13 protein-coding genes and 1 pseudogene are annotated in these 15,171 nt (G+C 65.5%); 6 read left to right on the top strand and 8 right to left on the bottom strand.

Annotated elements, in window-relative coordinates:
• The first annotated feature begins 4 nt into the window (after window positions 1-4).
• A complete protein-coding gene (locus NATPE_RS16785; protein WP_006182785.1) occupies window positions 5-1,441 on the top strand; it encodes an amidase in 1,437 nt (478 codons plus the stop codon).
• Between the two features lie 36 nt (window positions 1,442-1,477).
• On the opposite strand, the gene NATPE_RS16790 is transcribed toward NATPE_RS16785, so the two are convergent.
• Window positions 1,478-2,263, bottom strand: coding sequence for an SDR family NAD(P)-dependent oxidoreductase (locus NATPE_RS16790; protein ID WP_006182786.1), 786 nt, complete (start codon window positions 2,261-2,263; stop codon window positions 1,478-1,480).
• 161 nt (window positions 2,264-2,424) lie between these two features.
• Here NATPE_RS16790 and NATPE_RS16795 point away from each other — a divergent pair, with 161 nt between their 5' ends.
• The 4 genes from NATPE_RS16795 to NATPE_RS16810 all read left to right on the top strand — a co-directional run bounded on the left by NATPE_RS16795 (window position 2,425) and on the right by NATPE_RS16810 (window position 6,095).
• Window positions 2,425-3,573, top strand: coding sequence for a thiolase family protein (locus tag NATPE_RS16795; RefSeq protein ID WP_049804958.1), 1,149 nt, complete (start codon window positions 2,425-2,427; stop codon window positions 3,571-3,573).
• Window positions 3,574-3,709: 136 nt separating this feature from the next.
• Window positions 3,710-4,960: an acyl-CoA dehydrogenase family protein gene (locus NATPE_RS16800; protein ID WP_006182788.1), complete on the top strand. Its 1,251-nt coding sequence runs from the start codon at window positions 3,710-3,712 to the stop codon at window positions 4,958-4,960.
• Between the two features lie 203 nt (window positions 4,961-5,163).
• Complete coding sequence (locus NATPE_RS16805; RefSeq protein ID WP_006182789.1) at window positions 5,164-5,445, top strand: hypothetical protein; 282 nt, start codon at window positions 5,164-5,166, stop codon at window positions 5,443-5,445.
• A gap of 74 nt (window positions 5,446-5,519) precedes the next feature.
• Window positions 5,520-6,095 (top strand): RDD family protein, encoded by a 576-nt coding sequence (locus NATPE_RS16810; RefSeq protein WP_006182790.1) that lies wholly within the window; start codon window positions 5,520-5,522, stop codon window positions 6,093-6,095.
• A gap of 6 nt (window positions 6,096-6,101) precedes the next feature.
• On the opposite strand, the gene NATPE_RS16815 is transcribed toward NATPE_RS16810, so the two are convergent.
• The 3 genes and pseudogenes from NATPE_RS16815 to NATPE_RS16825 all read right to left on the bottom strand — a co-directional run.
• Complete coding sequence (locus NATPE_RS16815) at window positions 6,102-7,187, bottom strand: ABC transporter ATP-binding protein (RefSeq protein WP_006182791.1); 1,086 nt, start codon at window positions 7,185-7,187, stop codon at window positions 6,102-6,104.
• 44 nt (window positions 7,188-7,231) lie between these two features.
• Window positions 7,232-8,104 carry a carbohydrate ABC transporter permease gene (locus tag NATPE_RS16820; protein WP_006182792.1) on the bottom strand — a complete coding sequence of 291 codons (873 nt, stop codon included), beginning with the start codon at window positions 8,102-8,104 and terminating at the stop codon, window positions 7,232-7,234.
• A pseudogene (locus NATPE_RS16825) lies at window positions 8,101-8,592 on the bottom strand (carbohydrate ABC transporter permease); the annotation flags it as partial. The gene NATPE_RS16820 and the pseudogene NATPE_RS16825, both read right to left, overlap by 4 nt.
• A gap of 47 nt (window positions 8,593-8,639) precedes the next feature.
• Here NATPE_RS16825 and NATPE_RS16830 point away from each other — a divergent pair.
• Window positions 8,640-9,806 (top strand): ISH3-like element ISH27-2 family transposase, encoded by a 1,167-nt coding sequence (locus NATPE_RS16830; RefSeq protein WP_012289254.1) that lies wholly within the window; start codon window positions 8,640-8,642, stop codon window positions 9,804-9,806.
• A gap of 147 nt (window positions 9,807-9,953) precedes the next feature.
• Here NATPE_RS16830 and NATPE_RS16835 read toward each other — a convergent pair whose 3' ends face one another.
• The 4 genes from NATPE_RS16835 to NATPE_RS16850 all read right to left on the bottom strand — a co-directional run bounded on the left by NATPE_RS16835 (window position 9,954) and on the right by NATPE_RS16850 (window position 15,134).
• On the bottom strand, window positions 9,954-10,448 hold the full coding sequence (locus tag NATPE_RS16835) for a carbohydrate ABC transporter permease (RefSeq protein WP_006182794.1): 495 nt from the start codon (window positions 10,446-10,448) through the stop codon (window positions 9,954-9,956).
• Between the two features lie 104 nt (window positions 10,449-10,552).
• Window positions 10,553-11,905, bottom strand: coding sequence for an ABC transporter substrate-binding protein (locus tag NATPE_RS16840; RefSeq protein WP_006182795.1), 1,353 nt, complete (start codon window positions 11,903-11,905; stop codon window positions 10,553-10,555).
• Between the two features lie 289 nt (window positions 11,906-12,194).
• Window positions 12,195-13,739 (bottom strand): molybdopterin-dependent oxidoreductase, encoded by a 1,545-nt coding sequence (locus NATPE_RS16845; RefSeq protein ID WP_015299236.1) that lies wholly within the window; start codon window positions 13,737-13,739, stop codon window positions 12,195-12,197.
• Between the two features lie 99 nt (window positions 13,740-13,838).
• On the bottom strand, window positions 13,839-15,134 hold the full coding sequence (locus NATPE_RS16850) for an MFS transporter (protein ID WP_006182797.1): 1,296 nt from the start codon (window positions 15,132-15,134) through the stop codon (window positions 13,839-13,841).
• Window positions 15,135-15,171: the final 37 nt, after the last annotated feature.

Genomic DNA, 15,171 nt, shown 5'->3' on the forward strand with positions numbered 1-15,171 from the left:
TATCATGGTAACAGGACCCACAGACCGGACTGCCGCCGGGCTCGCGCGGGCGATCCGTGACGGCGAGTTCTCGCCGACCGCGGTCGTCGACGCGGTCCTCGAGCGAATACACGAACGAAACGAGCGGACGAACGCCTTCGTGACGGTGACCGACGACCTCGCCCGCGAGATGGCCAACGAGGCGGAGCGGGCGATCGACGAGGGCGAACCGCTCGGGCCGCTCCACGGCGTCCCGGTCGCGATCAAGGACTTGGACGACGTCGAAGGAGTCCGAACGACCTCCGGCTCCCTGCTCTTCGAGGACCGCGTTGCCGAGTCGGACTCGCCGTTCGTCGCCCGGCTCAAAGAGGCGGGTGCGATCATCGTCGGGAAGACCAACACCCCAGAGTTCGGGCTCGGCGTCACGACCGATAACCGCGTCGCCGGGCCGACGGGGACCCCGTTCGATCCGGACCGGGTCTCGGGGGGCTCCTCCGGCGGGGCCGGCGCGGCGCTTGCCGATCGGCTCGTCCCGCTCGCGCCCGGCTCCGACGCCGGCGGTTCCGTCCGGATCCCGGCGAGTTTCTGCGGCGTCTACGGGCTCAAGCCCACGCAGGGCGTGATCCCGAACGTCACGCGACCGAACGCGTTCGCGAGCCACACTCCCTTCTCCACGCACGGGCCGCTGGCCCGCACCGTCGGGGACGCGGCGCTCTCGCTGGACGTAATGGCGGGATCCCACCCGCGGGACCCGTTCTCGGTCCCGAAGGGAGACGAGTACCGCGACGCCGTCGACCGGCCGATCGACGGGATGGAGATCGCCTTCAGTCCCGACATGGGGGTCTATCCCGTCGACCCCGCCGTCCGCGAAGTCCTCGAGGACGCCGTCTCGGCGTTCGAGCGCGCCGGCGCGACGGTCGATCGGGTCGATCCGGACCTGGGACACGACAACGAGGCAATCCTGGACGCCTACTACACCATGGCGACCGTGCGGTGGGGGTCGCTGCTCGAGAATCTCAGGGCGGAGGGGTTCGACCCGCTCGGCGAGGACCGCGACCGCCTGCGGCCGTATCTCGTCGAACTGATCGTCGACGCCGAGGAGCCGACGACGCGGGAGTACAAGCGCGCTGACGTGGTCCGGACCCACGTTCTCGACGGACTGGTCGACCTGTTCGACGAATACGACCTCCTCGTGACGGCGACGGCGGGGACGACGCCGTTCCCCCACGACGAGGAACCGGAAGAGATCGACGGCGTCGAGATCGAGCCGTATCGGGGCTGGGTCCTCACCCAGCCGTTCAACCTCACCGGCCAGCCGGCGGCCTCGGTCCCGGCCGGCTTCGCCGACGGGCTCCCCGTCGGGATGCAGATCGCGGGGCAGCGACACGACGACGACGCGGTCATCGCGGCCAGCGCCGCCCTCGAGCGCCAGCGGCCGTGGCACGACGCGTATCCCGCGTGAGGCCGACGGCGTCACCACCGCATTTCCGACCCGCGATTAGAAGCTAAAGAGGTCGATCCCGCCCGTCACCCCGATCACCTGCCCGGTCACGTAGGAGGCCTGCTCCGAGCAGAGGTAGGTGACCATGTTGGCGACGTCCTCCTCGGTCCCGAGGTGGCGCATCGGCGTCGCGTCGGCGATGCGGGCGTAGTACTCGTCGACGTTCTCCCGGAGTTCGTCGGGGCTCATGTCGGCCCAGTCGCCGACGACGATGTTGGGCGCGATGACGTTGGAGGTGACCCCCGACTGGGCCCCCTCGAGCGCCATCGTCCGGCCGACGCCGATCATGGCGGCCTTCGTCGCGGAGTAGGAAAACTGGCCGAAACCGCCGTACCAGCCGGCCATCGAGGACATGTTGACGATCCGGCCCCAGCCGCGTTCACACATCCGCGGGAACAGCTCCTTGCTGATGTTGTAGGTGCCGGTGAGATTGATCTCGACGTCGCGGTCCCAGACGTCGTCGTCGTAGTCGCCGACGCGCGAGCGGGCGTCGACCATCGCGGCGTTGTTCACGAGGACATCCACGCCGCCGAACGCGTCGCGGACCGCGGCCATCGAGTCGGCCACGTCCGCTCGGTCGGTCAGATCGCACTCGAGGGCCATCGCCTCGCCGCCCCCGGCGGTCTCGTTGATCTCCGCGGCGGTCTCCCCTGCGCCGTCGGCGTCCACGTCGAGGACGACGACGTCCGCGCCTTCCTCGGCGAGCAGTCGACAGTCTGCGCTTCCGATGCGTCCGGCCCCGCCGGTGACGACGGCGGTCCGGTCCTGTAGTCCGAAATCCATCGCCCGAGCGAATACTACACTATCTGATTTAATCGTTGTGGAGGGCTACCAACCGACACGCCGATCAGCGAACCTGAGTCCCCCGAAAAGAGTCCAGCACGGTCGATCACGAATATATGCACAACTTCTATGACGGATCGCGGAATACTCAAGTCCACGTCATGAACTCCGCAGTCATCGTCGACGCCGTCCGGACACCGTTCGGGAAACGCGACGGGTCGTTCAGCGACACGCACCCGCAGGACCTGGCCGCCGAACCGCTCGAGGCCCTGCGCGAGCGCAACGGGTTCGAGCCGGAAACGATCGAAGACGTCATCTACGGCTGTGTCACGCCCGTCGACGAGCAGGGGCTGAACATCGGGCGGCTCGCGCCGATGGTCGCCGGCTGGGGCGATGTCGTCCCCGGCGTCCAGCTGAACCGGATGTGTGGATCGGGCCAGCAGGCCGCGAACTTCGCCGCCGCGAACGTCATGGCCGGCCAACACGACATCCTCATCGCCGGCGGGGTCGAACACATGACCCGCGTGCCGATGGGGTCGGACGGCGACGCACCGACTGACACGTATTTCGAGTACTTCGACGAACTGACCACGCAGGGCGAGGGGGCCGAACGCATCGCGGAGAACTACGGCCTCACGCGCTCGGAACTCGACGAGATCGCCGCCGACTCCCAGCGCCGTTGGAAGCGGGCCTGGGACGAGGGCCGCTACGACGACCAGATCACGCCCGTCGAGACCGAACTCGACGGCGAGGAGGTCGTCGTCGAACAGGACGAACACCCGCGGCCAGGCACGGACGAGGAAACGCTCGCCGAACTCCCGCTGTCGTTCCGCGAGGAAGGGGAGGGCGTTCACCACCCCGGCAACTCCTCGGGGATCGTCGACGGCTCCTGTGCGCTGTTGATCACGAGCGAAGCGGCCGCCGAAGAACACGGCTGGGAGCCGATGGCCCGCATCGTCCAGACCGAGGTCGTCGGCGTCGACCCCGTCACGATGCTTCGCGGCCCCATCCCGGCGACCGAGAACGTCCTCGAGAAAGCCGACATGAGCGTCGGCGATATCGATCTCTTCGAGGTCAACGAGGCCTTCGCCTCGGTCGTCGCGGCCTGGCTCGAGGAGACCGGCGCGTCCTGGGAGGACGTCAACGTCAACGGCGGGGCGATCGCCCACGGTCACCCGCTGGGCGCGACCGGCGCGATGTTGCTGACCAAGCTGGCCCACGAACTCGAGCGCACCGGCCAGGACACCGCGCTCTCGACGATGTGTATCGGCTTCGGCCAGGGCGTCGCGACGATCCTCGAACGGGTCTGAGCGGACGACCGCTGTCGGAAGCCGAGTGGAAGCGGGCGTCGCTTCGGAACGCGTAGTCGATTCACCACCCGTTCGTTGCCAATGTATGCGTTTCCTTACCTATAGCTTTACAATGCTGTATGCGGTTATGGATGATATGGAGTACCACGACTCCGAGAAAGCAAAAGAGGTTGCGGGCCGCGTAGAGGACTTCATGGACGAAGTCGTCATTCCACGCGAGCGAGAGGCACTCGCGACGGGTGAGACGATCTCCATGGACGAGATCCACGAGATGTGGGAGATGGCCAAGGAGCGCGACCTGTTCGCGCCCCAGGTCCCCGAGGAGTACGGCGGGCAGGGACTGGACTTCAGCGACATGCTGCCGTCGTTCGAGCAGGTCGGCCGCTCGCTGATCGGCGCGATCGCGATCCGGGCCAACGCGCCCCAAGAGGGGAACATGCACACCCTCGAGATGGTCGGCACGGACGAACAGAAAGAGGAGTACCTGCGCCCGCTCGTACAGGGCGAGATCTCCACTGCCTTCGCGATGACCGAGCCCAAGGTAGGTGCCGGCTCTGACCCGAAGATGCTCCAGAGTACCGCCGTCAAGGACGGCGACGAGTGGGTCATCAACGGCCACAAGTGGTGGACCTCCGACGGGCTGGGTGCGGACTACTATCTGACGATGGTCCGGACCGATCTGGACGCACACCCCTACGAGGGTGCCTCGATCATCCTCGTGCCGCGTGACGCCGACGGCGTCGAGGTCGTCCGCAACGTCGATCACCTGGGCGGCCACGGGATCACCGAGCGCGAGGGCGGGCACGCCGAGATGAAATTCGACAACGTCCGCGTCCCCGTCGAGAACACGCTCGGCGAGGAAGGCGACGGGTTCCGCATCGCCCAGATGCGCCTCGGCGGCGGTCGGCTCACCCACTGTATGCGCTACTCCGGAATGGCCCAGCGCTCGCTCGAGATCGCGAAGGCCTACCTTCAGGAGCGGGAGGCCTTCGGCTCGAAACTCGAGGACAAGCAGGCGCTGCGCCACCGCATCGCCGACGCCGAAACCCGCCTGCACGCCGCACGAACCATGGTTCGCCACGCCGCGCGGGAACTCGATCGCAGCGACGCACGCATCGAGGTCGCGATGTCGAAGATGTTCACCGCGAACGTCACCAACGACACGATCGACCTCGCGCTACAGTGTTGTGGCGGCAACGGGATCGGGAAGGACATCCCGATCGCACACTTCTACGAGAACGTCCGCGCGTTCCGTATCGTCGACGGGGCCGACGAGGTCCACCGTCGCTCGATCGCCCGCTGGGCGTTCGAGGACGTCGACGAGACCGAGATCGAGAACACCCTCCAGTTCGACGAGGACCTGCGAAACGACGAACTCAAGGAGTAACGCTCGCCTCGAGTCCTCGGCCTCGCCGCCGGGTTCCACGTGCCCCATCGTCGCCGACTCGACGGGTGTCGCCGTCGGCCTGTTTTGTCGGGGGGTATTGCCATTGCCGAGCCGCTGGCCCGTCTGCCCGTGTAACCCCGTCGGCGAAATCGTGTCACCTGTACCCATAGATATTTACTTCTCGGAAGGAATGCCAACACTATATGAGTGGAGATACCACATCACGCAAATCCGATAGCGCGGGGCTCGAGAACATCCGCAAGGCGTCGGATGCGGTCGAGAAGTCCACGGCGGGAATCGCCGTCGAGAAAACGATCGAACGCTGGCGGACGCTCGGTGCCATCGTCGTGCTGGCGATCACGAGCGTCTTGCTGTACCAGATCGACGGCTACCTCTCGATCGACTCGCAGGTGTTCGGCGGCATCACGCTCGCTCTTTTCGCCTACTTCCTCGTGACGCTGCGAACGGACATCCGGATGGAGTAACGCCGTCGGACGACGGCAGCTATTTCCCGTCCGCTACTGAATGACTCCCGCATGAACGCCGAGGCGGTCGCACCGTGATCGACTGGACGCTGGACGGGTTCCTCCCGACCCGGCGACAACCGGCCCCAAGAGTCGAAACTGCGGCCGACCGAGACGTGCTGTTCGCCCGCGTGGCGGCGGCGGCGATCGACCTGTTTCTCTGTTACGTCCTGCTCGAGTTCCCGCTGATCTACGCCGCGAGCGTGGTCCTCAGCGGGCCCTACGAGGCGCTGGGTGGGTACGTCGTCTTCCTGTCGCTGGTCGCGCTCTTGCCGCTCTATGTTACCTACTCCTTCGTCTGTGAGTGGCGCTACGGGCGGACGCCGGGGAAAGTCAACCGCGGTCTGCTGGTCGTCATGGCCGACGGTCGCGAGTGTACGCTCCGGGCAAGCGCCGTCCGAAACCTCTGTCGGTACGTCGATCTGCTCGGCGTCCCGCCGCTGGTACTCGGGCTCGTCTCGGCGCTGGTGGCCGACGGCCGACGCGTCGGCGATCTCGCCGCCGGCACGATCGTCGTCCGCTCGACGGCACCGGCGGATCTCGAGACGGCAGTCGCTGCCGACGCGGACACGAGCGCGGCCGCTCGAGCGAGCGGCGACGAAAAGAACTGACCGGAATCAGGCGATCCGGACGCCGGAGTCGTTGTCGTACAGTTGGATGTAGTCGTCCTCGAAGACGAGGCCGTACTCCCCACCGTTGCCCTCGAAGTCGGGATCGGTGACGACGACGATCTCGCCGAACTCGGTGTCGAAGAAGCTGTGGGTCGCATCGCCCAGCGGCTCGTCGAGCAGGTGTGTCGCCGGGATACCGGCGTCAGGATCGTCGCTGACCCGGATGTACTGTGGCCGAAGGCCGACGCGGACGTCCTCGCCGGCCCAGCCCTCGAGGCCGTCGCGGGCGAGGGCGTACTCGTAGCCGCCGACGTCGAGTTCGGCGGTTCCGTTGACCGCGCCGACGTTGCCCTCGAAGAACTGCGTCGACGGCTGGCCGATGAACTGGCTGACGAACTGCGAGGCCGGCTCGTCGTAGACCTCCTTCGGTGGAGCGACCTGTGCCAGTTCGCCGTCGTTGATCACGGCGACGCGGTCGGACATGGTCATCGCCTCCTCCTGGTCGTGGGTCACGTACAGCGTCGGACAGCCGATTTCGTCGGTCACCTTCTCGATGACTGGCCGCAGTTCGGCCTTGAGTTTCGCGTCCAGGTCCGACATCGGCTCGTCGAACAGGAAGATCTCCGGGTCCCGCACGAGCGATCGCCCGAGTGCGACGCGCTGTTGCTGGCCGCCCGAGAGATCCGCGGGCATCTTCTTTAATTGGTCCGTGATCTGGAGCAACTCGGCGGCCTCCTCGACGCGGGCCATGCGTTCCTCCCGGGAGAAGCCGGAGATCTTGAGCCCGTAGGCCATATTCTCCTGAACGCTCATATGGGGGTAGAGCGCGATGTCCTGGAACAGCAACGCGATGTTGCGTTCCTGAACCGGCTTCTGTGTGACGTCACGGTCGCCGAATTTGATCGTCCCGCTGGTCGGCTTGTTCAGCCCCGCGACACAGCGTAGGGTCGTGGTCTTGCCACAGCCCGAGGGGCCGACCAGCGTCACGAACTCGCCGTCCTCGATGGTGAGGTCGACGTCGTCGACGGCGACGATGCTGTTACCCGATTCGTTGTACACTTTCGTCAGGTTCCGGATCTCGATGTCTGGCATATGTTGGTATGTCTCGTGGTGTTAGTTGTAAAGGTGATGCACGCTCAGAGGGCTCTGACCTGGAACCCCTTCAGCAGGTAGCTCTGCATGAAGTAGGCAAACAGCAGCGGCGGCAGCGTCATGGCCAGCGAGATCGCCATCAGGTAGGCCTGCGGCAGGAACTGTGCCTGCCCCATCGCTCGGAGGATACCGGGTGCGAACGTCGTGGTATCGGTCTGGGGCAGGAGGATCTGCGCGAACGTGAAGTCGTTCCACGCGAGCGCGAAGGCGAACAGCGCCGCGGCGATGATCGCCGGTCGGCACTGCGGCACGACGACGTCACGAAAGCCCCGCCACCGCGAGGCGCCGTCGACCCACGCGGCTTCCTCGTGGGCTTCCGGGATCGTCATGATGTACTTCCACATCAGCCAGACCGCGAAGGGCATCGAGATCGCCGAGAGGGCGATGATGAGCCCGAATCGGGTCCCGAGCAGGCCGATGGTCTGCCAGATCTGGTAGAGCGGGATCCCGATGACGATCGGGCTGAAGAGGTAGCCGATCAGGAGGATCCGCGCGAAGTTCTCCTTTTGCGGGAACTCCAGTCGCGCGAGGCCGTAGCCGGCGATCAGCGAGACGAGGACGACCGTCACGATGGTCCCGATAGCCACCACGACCGTGTTGAACATGTAGGTGTACATCTCCGGTTCGGTCAGGACGTTGAAGTTATCCAGCGTGAAGATGTCCGGCGTGGGGAAGACGGTGACTGTGTCTTCGACCGTCTCGTACTCGGTAAAGGCCAACTGGGTCATCCAGTAGATCGGCCAGGCACCGACGAGGACGATGATCGCAGTGCTGACGACTTTCAGTGATTCGATAACACTCGTCTCGCGGTCGTATGAGAGGCCGAAGACGCCTCCCGGTGGTTCGCTTTGGCTCATGTCGTCGTCTCAACCTCCTCGCTGGGGTTGAACAGTTGGAAGTAGATGATCGCCGACGCTAGCAGGAACAGGAACATGACCACGGCAATCGCGTTGGCGAGGCCGTAGGCCTGGTCCGTGTACACGGTCTTGTAGGCCAGCACGGGCAGCGTCGTCGTGGCGTTACCGGGGCCACCCTCAGTGAGCTGCCAAATGATGTCGAACTTGTTGAACATGAAGACCGACCGGAGCAGGACGACGACCGTCACGATCCCCATGAGACGCGGCAGCGTGATGTCGCGGAACATCTGCCAGCGGTTCGCGCCACAGACCTTCGCCGCCTCGTAGAACCGATCGGGAATCGCGCGCAACTGCGCGAGCGTGAAGATGGTGACGAAGACGGCGAACTTCCAAGTCCCGACGAGGATCAGCAGCCGCATCGCCCAGTCGCGCGAGCCCAGCGGGGCCTCCCGTCCGCCCCACAGGCCGAGCCACTCAGCACCGATCATCAGTACATCACAAAGCCGCTTAGTTAGAACGTCTGCTTGCTGAAGGTGTGTCTACGACCCAGCAAGCAGACAGTGAGATTCACGAGGACCAGCTCCTTAACTTCCTCGTCAACTGCCTTGACGAGGAAGTTTCTCTCAACCTCGCCAACAACGCTGAAATCGGTGCAGAGGACATCTACGAGGTCCTCGTCGGCGCGACCGCCGACGGGACCTCGATCTCGACGCTGTGCAACTCCAGTGAAGACTCCCCATCGGCGAACACGATTCTCTATCATCTACGGACGAAGTTCGAGCCGGAACGGCTCGAACGCGTCGCTAACACGCTTCTTCGCCGAGACATCGTCGAACTGCTCCCCGAGCAGGTGGAGGTCTGCGCAGACCTCCACCTGCGGCCCTACTACGGTGATGAAGACGACACGGAGAACCTCTATCACTCGGAAGCCAAGCGTGGAACCACCGCATTCCACGCCTACGCCACACTCTACGCGCGTGTGAAGAACAAACGCTACACGCTGGCGGTGCGCCGTCTCGAAGACGGCGACACCGCCAGCAGCGTCCTCGCTGAGTTCCTCGGTGTCCTCGACGGCCTTGACACCGACGTCAAGGCCGTCTATCTTGATCGCGGATTCTACGACAGCAAGTGTCTCACGCTGTTACAGACGCACAACTACGCCTACGTTGTCCCGATCATCCGGTGGGGTGAAGCGATTCAGCAGGAACTCTCGGAAGGGTGGAGTCGCGTCATCCAACACGATCTGACGGGGAAACTCGACGGTCACAGCTGGACCGTCGAGTTTCCCGTCTACATCGACTGTACGTACCTGAACGGACGGTACGACGAGCACGGCGTGGCGCGTCACGGCTACGCCGCTGACGCGCCGTTCATCGAGAATCCACGCGACGCTCGATACCACTACTCGAAACGGTTCGGTATCGAGTCGAGCTATCGGTTGTCTGAGCAAGCGATAGCGACGACAACGACGCGAGACTCCACGGTGAGACTGCTGTACGTCGTGGTGAGTCTGCTGTTGCAGAACACGTGGCGGTATCTGCACTACGAATACGTGGCGACGCCGCGCCGAGGCGGGCGTCGCCTCTGGTGGTGGCCGTACAAGGAGTTCGTGAATATGGTTCGACGGGCAGCGTGGACGGCCCTCGCGGTGCGTCGGGCCGTCCCCGCGAACCGGCCACCAGACGACCGGTTCCACCGGTAGTCACCCACCGAGTACGGCGTCTCCGCAAGTGGCAACGCTGTCGCGTCGGCGGCTGAGCGCCGCCGACAGCGACAGCTCCGCCTTCGATCAGCGTTGCTCAACCGTGATCGACGACTCACCACAACAGAACAGATGGCTCAAGTCGGATTAGCCGGCGATGCTTTGTGAGGTACTGATCATCTGGAAGACGCCGCCGGCCGGATCGAACACCCGCAGCGCCACCAGCGAGACGATGATCGTCGGGATCAGGTAGGCCGTAAAGACCACCGCAGTGAGCAGTTTCTGTCCGCGGGTGATGCGGTTCAGCACCAGCGCCATCCAGAGCCCGACGGCGAGCTGGAGGAGGGTACTGCCGACCATGTAGACGATCCCCCGCCACAGCGAGCCCCAGAACGTGGAGATGTTCAGGACCTCCCGGTAGTTCTCGAGGCCGGCCCACTGCCACTCCGGATTGAGCGTGTGGATCTCGTGTAACGATGCCCAGAACGCGAACGCGACTGGCAACACCGCGATGAGCAAGTACAGGACGACGACCGGAAGCACGGTCCCGATTCCCGCGACCGTCTCCCGCTTTACCGGCAGGTCGTCCCACGGAATGTACGCCCTGCCAGGCCGTATCGATTCTCCGGTTTCACTGGCCATATCTAGATTTCCTCTGCGTGCATGTATGTTAATCTCACGGTTGGCTATAAACGATTCCCTCCGGCGCTCACACGGCCGAAAGAGGGTCGGCCGTCCGGCACCGATTATCCGAACGTGTCCTGTGCCTCTGCGAAGGCGTCCTCGAGTTCCCCGTACCCCCAGTCGTAGGCCTCCTGTGGCGTCATCGAGTCGGTGACCACGTTGTTGATCATCTCGCCGTAGAACCACTGCCGTTGCATGTACAGTGATACCGGCGAGGAGGTGTTGGCCTCGTCAACGCTGCCGTAGTGGTTGCCCCAGATCTCGTCCTGGACGTACTGGAGTTTCTCGAGCAAGTGGCCGTGATTCTCGAAGATGTCCTGGTTCTGGAACGCGTCCGATTCCAGCACGTCGGAGTAGGTCGGCAGGAACCGACCGGGGTCCGTCTCGTAGAAGCTCACGGTGCGCTCCATGCTATCGGCGTAGAGCCACTCGAACCACTCCTTGGCGTCGCCCGGCCGCTCGGAGTTCGCGAAGATGTGGTAGCCGTCGGGGGCCGGCGCGGACAGCCAGTTCTCGTCCGGATCGACGCCGTCCAGCATCGGATAGGGGATGATCTCGGTGTTCTCGGCGACCGAACGCAGCCCGTCGCTGTCGTTGGCCTCGGCAGTCTGTGCGGTGACGCCGACCGGCCACGCGTTGAGGTGGTAACACTGGGCGTATTCCCCCTGTACCCAGCTGCTGAGCGAGCTGGCCCAGCCGATATTGGTCGGATCCGGCGAGTACTGTGAGAGTTCATCCACGTACTCCAGTACCTCGATCACCGTGTCTTCGGGCCACGAGATCTCGAGCTCCTCGCGGGTGTCCGGATCCTGCCAGACGAGGCCGGTCCCGGAAATGCCCGCGCTCGCGAGCAAAACGAGCATTTCGTCTTGACTCTTGCCGGTCTTCGCCCCGGCTAGCCCGTAGCCGCGCATGCCCTCGAGATCACCGCCGGCGTTGTCGATCACCTCGGCGTTCTCGAGGACGTCGCTGAACGTCTCGGGCTCGTCCAGTCCGAGTTCGTCGTAGACGTCCTGGCGGTACTGGAAGTTCGAGACGTACACGCCGTGGGGGATCTGATAGATGTCGTCTCCCTCACCGAGGAACGCGCCGCCGGCGTTCAGTTCCCCGTTTACCTCTTCGATCGACGAGACGACGTCGTTGACGGTCTCGAGCTGGTCCGTCTCCCAGATGTCGGCCACCTGGTCGAACGTAGACGTGTTCGCTTCCGGCGGATTGCCCGACTGAATCAGCTGGGAGAGCCGCGACTCCTGACTTCCGGACATCCCCGCTTCCTCGATAGAGACCGGGATGTCGGTCTCGTCCTCGAACTGGGGCTCGAGGTCGTCCCAGACCGATTGCCACGCGTCGTTGTAGTAGTCCGTCAGGAATTGGACGTCGTCGTCACCGCCACCGCCACCGAGACAACCGGCCATTGCCCCCGCAAGTCCTACACCTGCACCCGTAAGCACCCGTCGCCTGTTGATGGAATCCCGTGTCATTGGTTCACAATCACTCTTGTCCACTGCTAACATCCTGCTACTCCCATATAAACGTTCATGTTTTTTCCACCAGTTTACTCGGGGGATTCACCCGAAGCACCTCCGTTATCCGTCCTGATGGGGAATTATCATAATATCTCGTACAGGTATAAAACGTGGATGCGGACAGGTCACGGGGGTGGGTGGCCGACGTTCAGGCGGGGAAACACCCGGTCATGGCCGGTCATTGCGGGCCGACGGTTTCGGACACCCAGCCGGTCGCGCCGTCGGGCTTCGGGCCGTCCTCCTCGGGGATCTGGAGGTTCCCGTCCCCGTCGCGGGCCCGGACGATCACCTCGTGGCGCCCGCCGGCCCCGTACTCGTGACGCCACTGCCGCCAGACGTCGTCGCCGGGCAGGGGCTCGGAGAGGTCGGCCTCGGTCCAGGTGTCGCCGCCGTCGGTCGACACCTCGACGGCCTCGATCCCCCTGGTGCCGGCGTAGGCGTGCCCGGCGACCTCGTACCGGCCGCCGTCGAAGCGATTGACCTGCCAGAGCTTGGCGACCGTTTCGACCGGCCCGGTGCCGTGCCAGCCGCGGTGTTCCCAGTAGCCCATGGTGTCTTCGTCCCGGACCTCGATCTCGGTCAACCACTTCACGTTGATCTCGCCCCAGTGGCCCGGCACGAGCGCGCGCAGCGGCGCACCGTGTGCCCGGGGTAGCGGCCGGCCGTTCATCCGGTAGGCCAACAGCCCCGGCCACAGCGCGTCGATCGGGAACTCGTTGTAGTAGTCGTCGGCCCCGTGCAGGATCACCCGATCGCCCAACGGCTCCGCCGCCTCGAGCAGGTCGGCGACGGGCACGCCGCTCCAGAGGGCGGTGTCCATCTGGCGACCGTTGAGTTGGTCCCCAACACACCGCAACGTGACGAAGCGGTCTTCCAGTGCCATCGCCTCGAGGTCCCCGAAGTCGTACTCCTGCTCCTCGGCGACTGCCCCCGTGATCGAGAGCGACCACTCGTCGCGGTCGACGGCAGGATCGACGTTGCCGATGTCCACCTGATAGAAGTCCGTACTGACGAGCGGCTCGAGGCCCTCGACTGCGAGCGATTGCTCTTTCGCGCGTGTCAGCGATTCCCGGACCGCGGGGCGGGCGTCCTCGGGGATCTCGAGGGGCGAGGGGAACGACTCCTCGCCGGTCCCGTGGACGAAAACGGCGAGCGCGCTCACGCCGATCGCCGTCCCGAGGGAACCGAGAACGCGTCGCCGCTCGAGCGAGCCGAGTGGGCGATCCGTGCCGGCGGCGAGGACGGTCGCCACGGCGGCCACGAGCAGGACGATCCCCGCGCCGGCGGCGGTGCCGAGCGCCGACGGCCGGGAGCGCGTGAGTCCGAACGCGAGCGCCGACGGCAGGGCCTGTCCGAGGAGGACGCCGACGACGGCTTTCCCACGTCCCCGGTCCAGTAGCCCGGCGGCGGGACCGCGTCCCAGCAGGAGCGCCACCCCGGGGAGAGCAGCCAATCCGAACGCGAGACAGGCCACCGCGATGGCCAGCAGAAACGCCAGCTGATGCCCGAGCGTCCCGAGTTGGGTGATCGCGAAGGTGATGAGCGCGTCGGGGCTGAGCGCGACGACGAGTCGGTCGAACGGCGTCACGACGAACGCCGGCCGCCGGCCGACGGCCAGATACGACCCCGCGACGGCAGCCAGTCCCGCAGCGAGCGCCACCGCGACCGCGGGCAGCCACGGCCGCACCCGGACGACCGCACTCCGCAGGCGTGAACCCACCATGGTAACATGTAGCAATACACCCGGCCGAACATGAAAGCTTCGCGCACGAGCGTAGGGAGACGGGTTCGGGTTCGGGTTCGGGTTCGGGCCTCGGCAACCTCAGTCCGCTTTCACGCCCGTCCGCGTGACCTCGGGGTTGCGAAGCAGCGGCAGCGAGACGATCGTCAGGCAACTGAGGACGAGCGCCGCACAGAGGACGTAGGTCAGCTGGTACCCGAACCAGAGGTCCACCGCGGGGATGGCGACGAGGGGGCCGAGACTGAGCCCGACGTCGCCCATCACCTGATAGACCCCGCCCATCCGGCCGAGTTCGTCGCCGGGGGTGAGATCGCCCATGATCGCCAGCAATGCGGGCGCGGCCGCCCCCATCCCCGCGCCGACGAGGACGATCGCCCCGAGCAGCGCCTCGATGGTGGGCACGTAGGCGATCACCAGAAAGCCCGCCCCCATCGCGAGAAACGCCGGCACCGTCAGTAGCGTCCGATCGCTGACCATGTCCGAGAGCCAGCCGGTCACGATCGTCATAGACCCCGAGGTGATCACGCCCAGTCCCATCACGATCCCGCTGATGCCGGCCGCGCCCAGCGCCGACAGCTCGAGGCCGTAGTCGCTGGCGTAGCGGGCCAGCGTCGAGAGGATGATCCCGCCCCAGAGAAAGCGGACGGCGAAGTTGCCGTAGCCGATCAGGACGACGGTCGGGTTGGCCGCGAGCAGGGCGGGGACCTCGCGGAGCTTGGCAGCTCTGCCCTCGTCGGCACCGCCGTGAACGTCGGGGAGGACGAGCGTCGCGACGGTGCCAGCGACTAAGGCGAGAACGCCCGCCGTGAGGAAGGCGGTCTGCATGCTGGCGAGGTCGGTCAACAGACCGCCGAGGACGAGCCCGGTCGGGAAGCCGAGCGACTGCCCGCCCCGCATGTAGCCGACCCAGCGGCCGCGGTTGTCCGCCGTCGTGACGTAGGTGATCGTCGCGAACGCGCCGATGAAGACGAAGGCGCTGCCGACCCCCCAGAACAGCCGCGCCAGCACGAAGACCAGCCCCGGCAGCGACACGTCGCCAAGCAGGGGGAGCGTCCCGAGGTGGGTCGGCGGCGTGTGCAGCCCGACGATGTATCCAAAGGGCGCGAGCGCCTGCGTGAACAGCCCGAAGATCATCGGCGTCCGCGCGCCGTACTGGTCGATGATCGTCCCCGCCGGCGTGTTCATGAACAGCCGTCCGATCCGGTTCGCCGAGAGGATGATGCTCAACATCACCGCGGAGATGACGAGTTTCTCGTCGAGCAACGGCAGCGTCGGGAACGCGACCCCGGTCGCGACGCCGCCGAAGAAAACCCCCGCGATAACCGCGAGCGCGATCGTCCGGATCTCCCCCGTCGAGTAGGTGGCCTCCTCAGACATGGTGGCAGTGGTCGACGACTCGAGCGCGCACGGGTAT

It is taken from the genome of Natrinema pellirubrum DSM 15624, assembly GCF_000230735.2.
Lineage (GTDB): Archaea > Halobacteriota > Halobacteria > Halobacteriales > Natrialbaceae > Natrinema > Natrinema pellirubrum.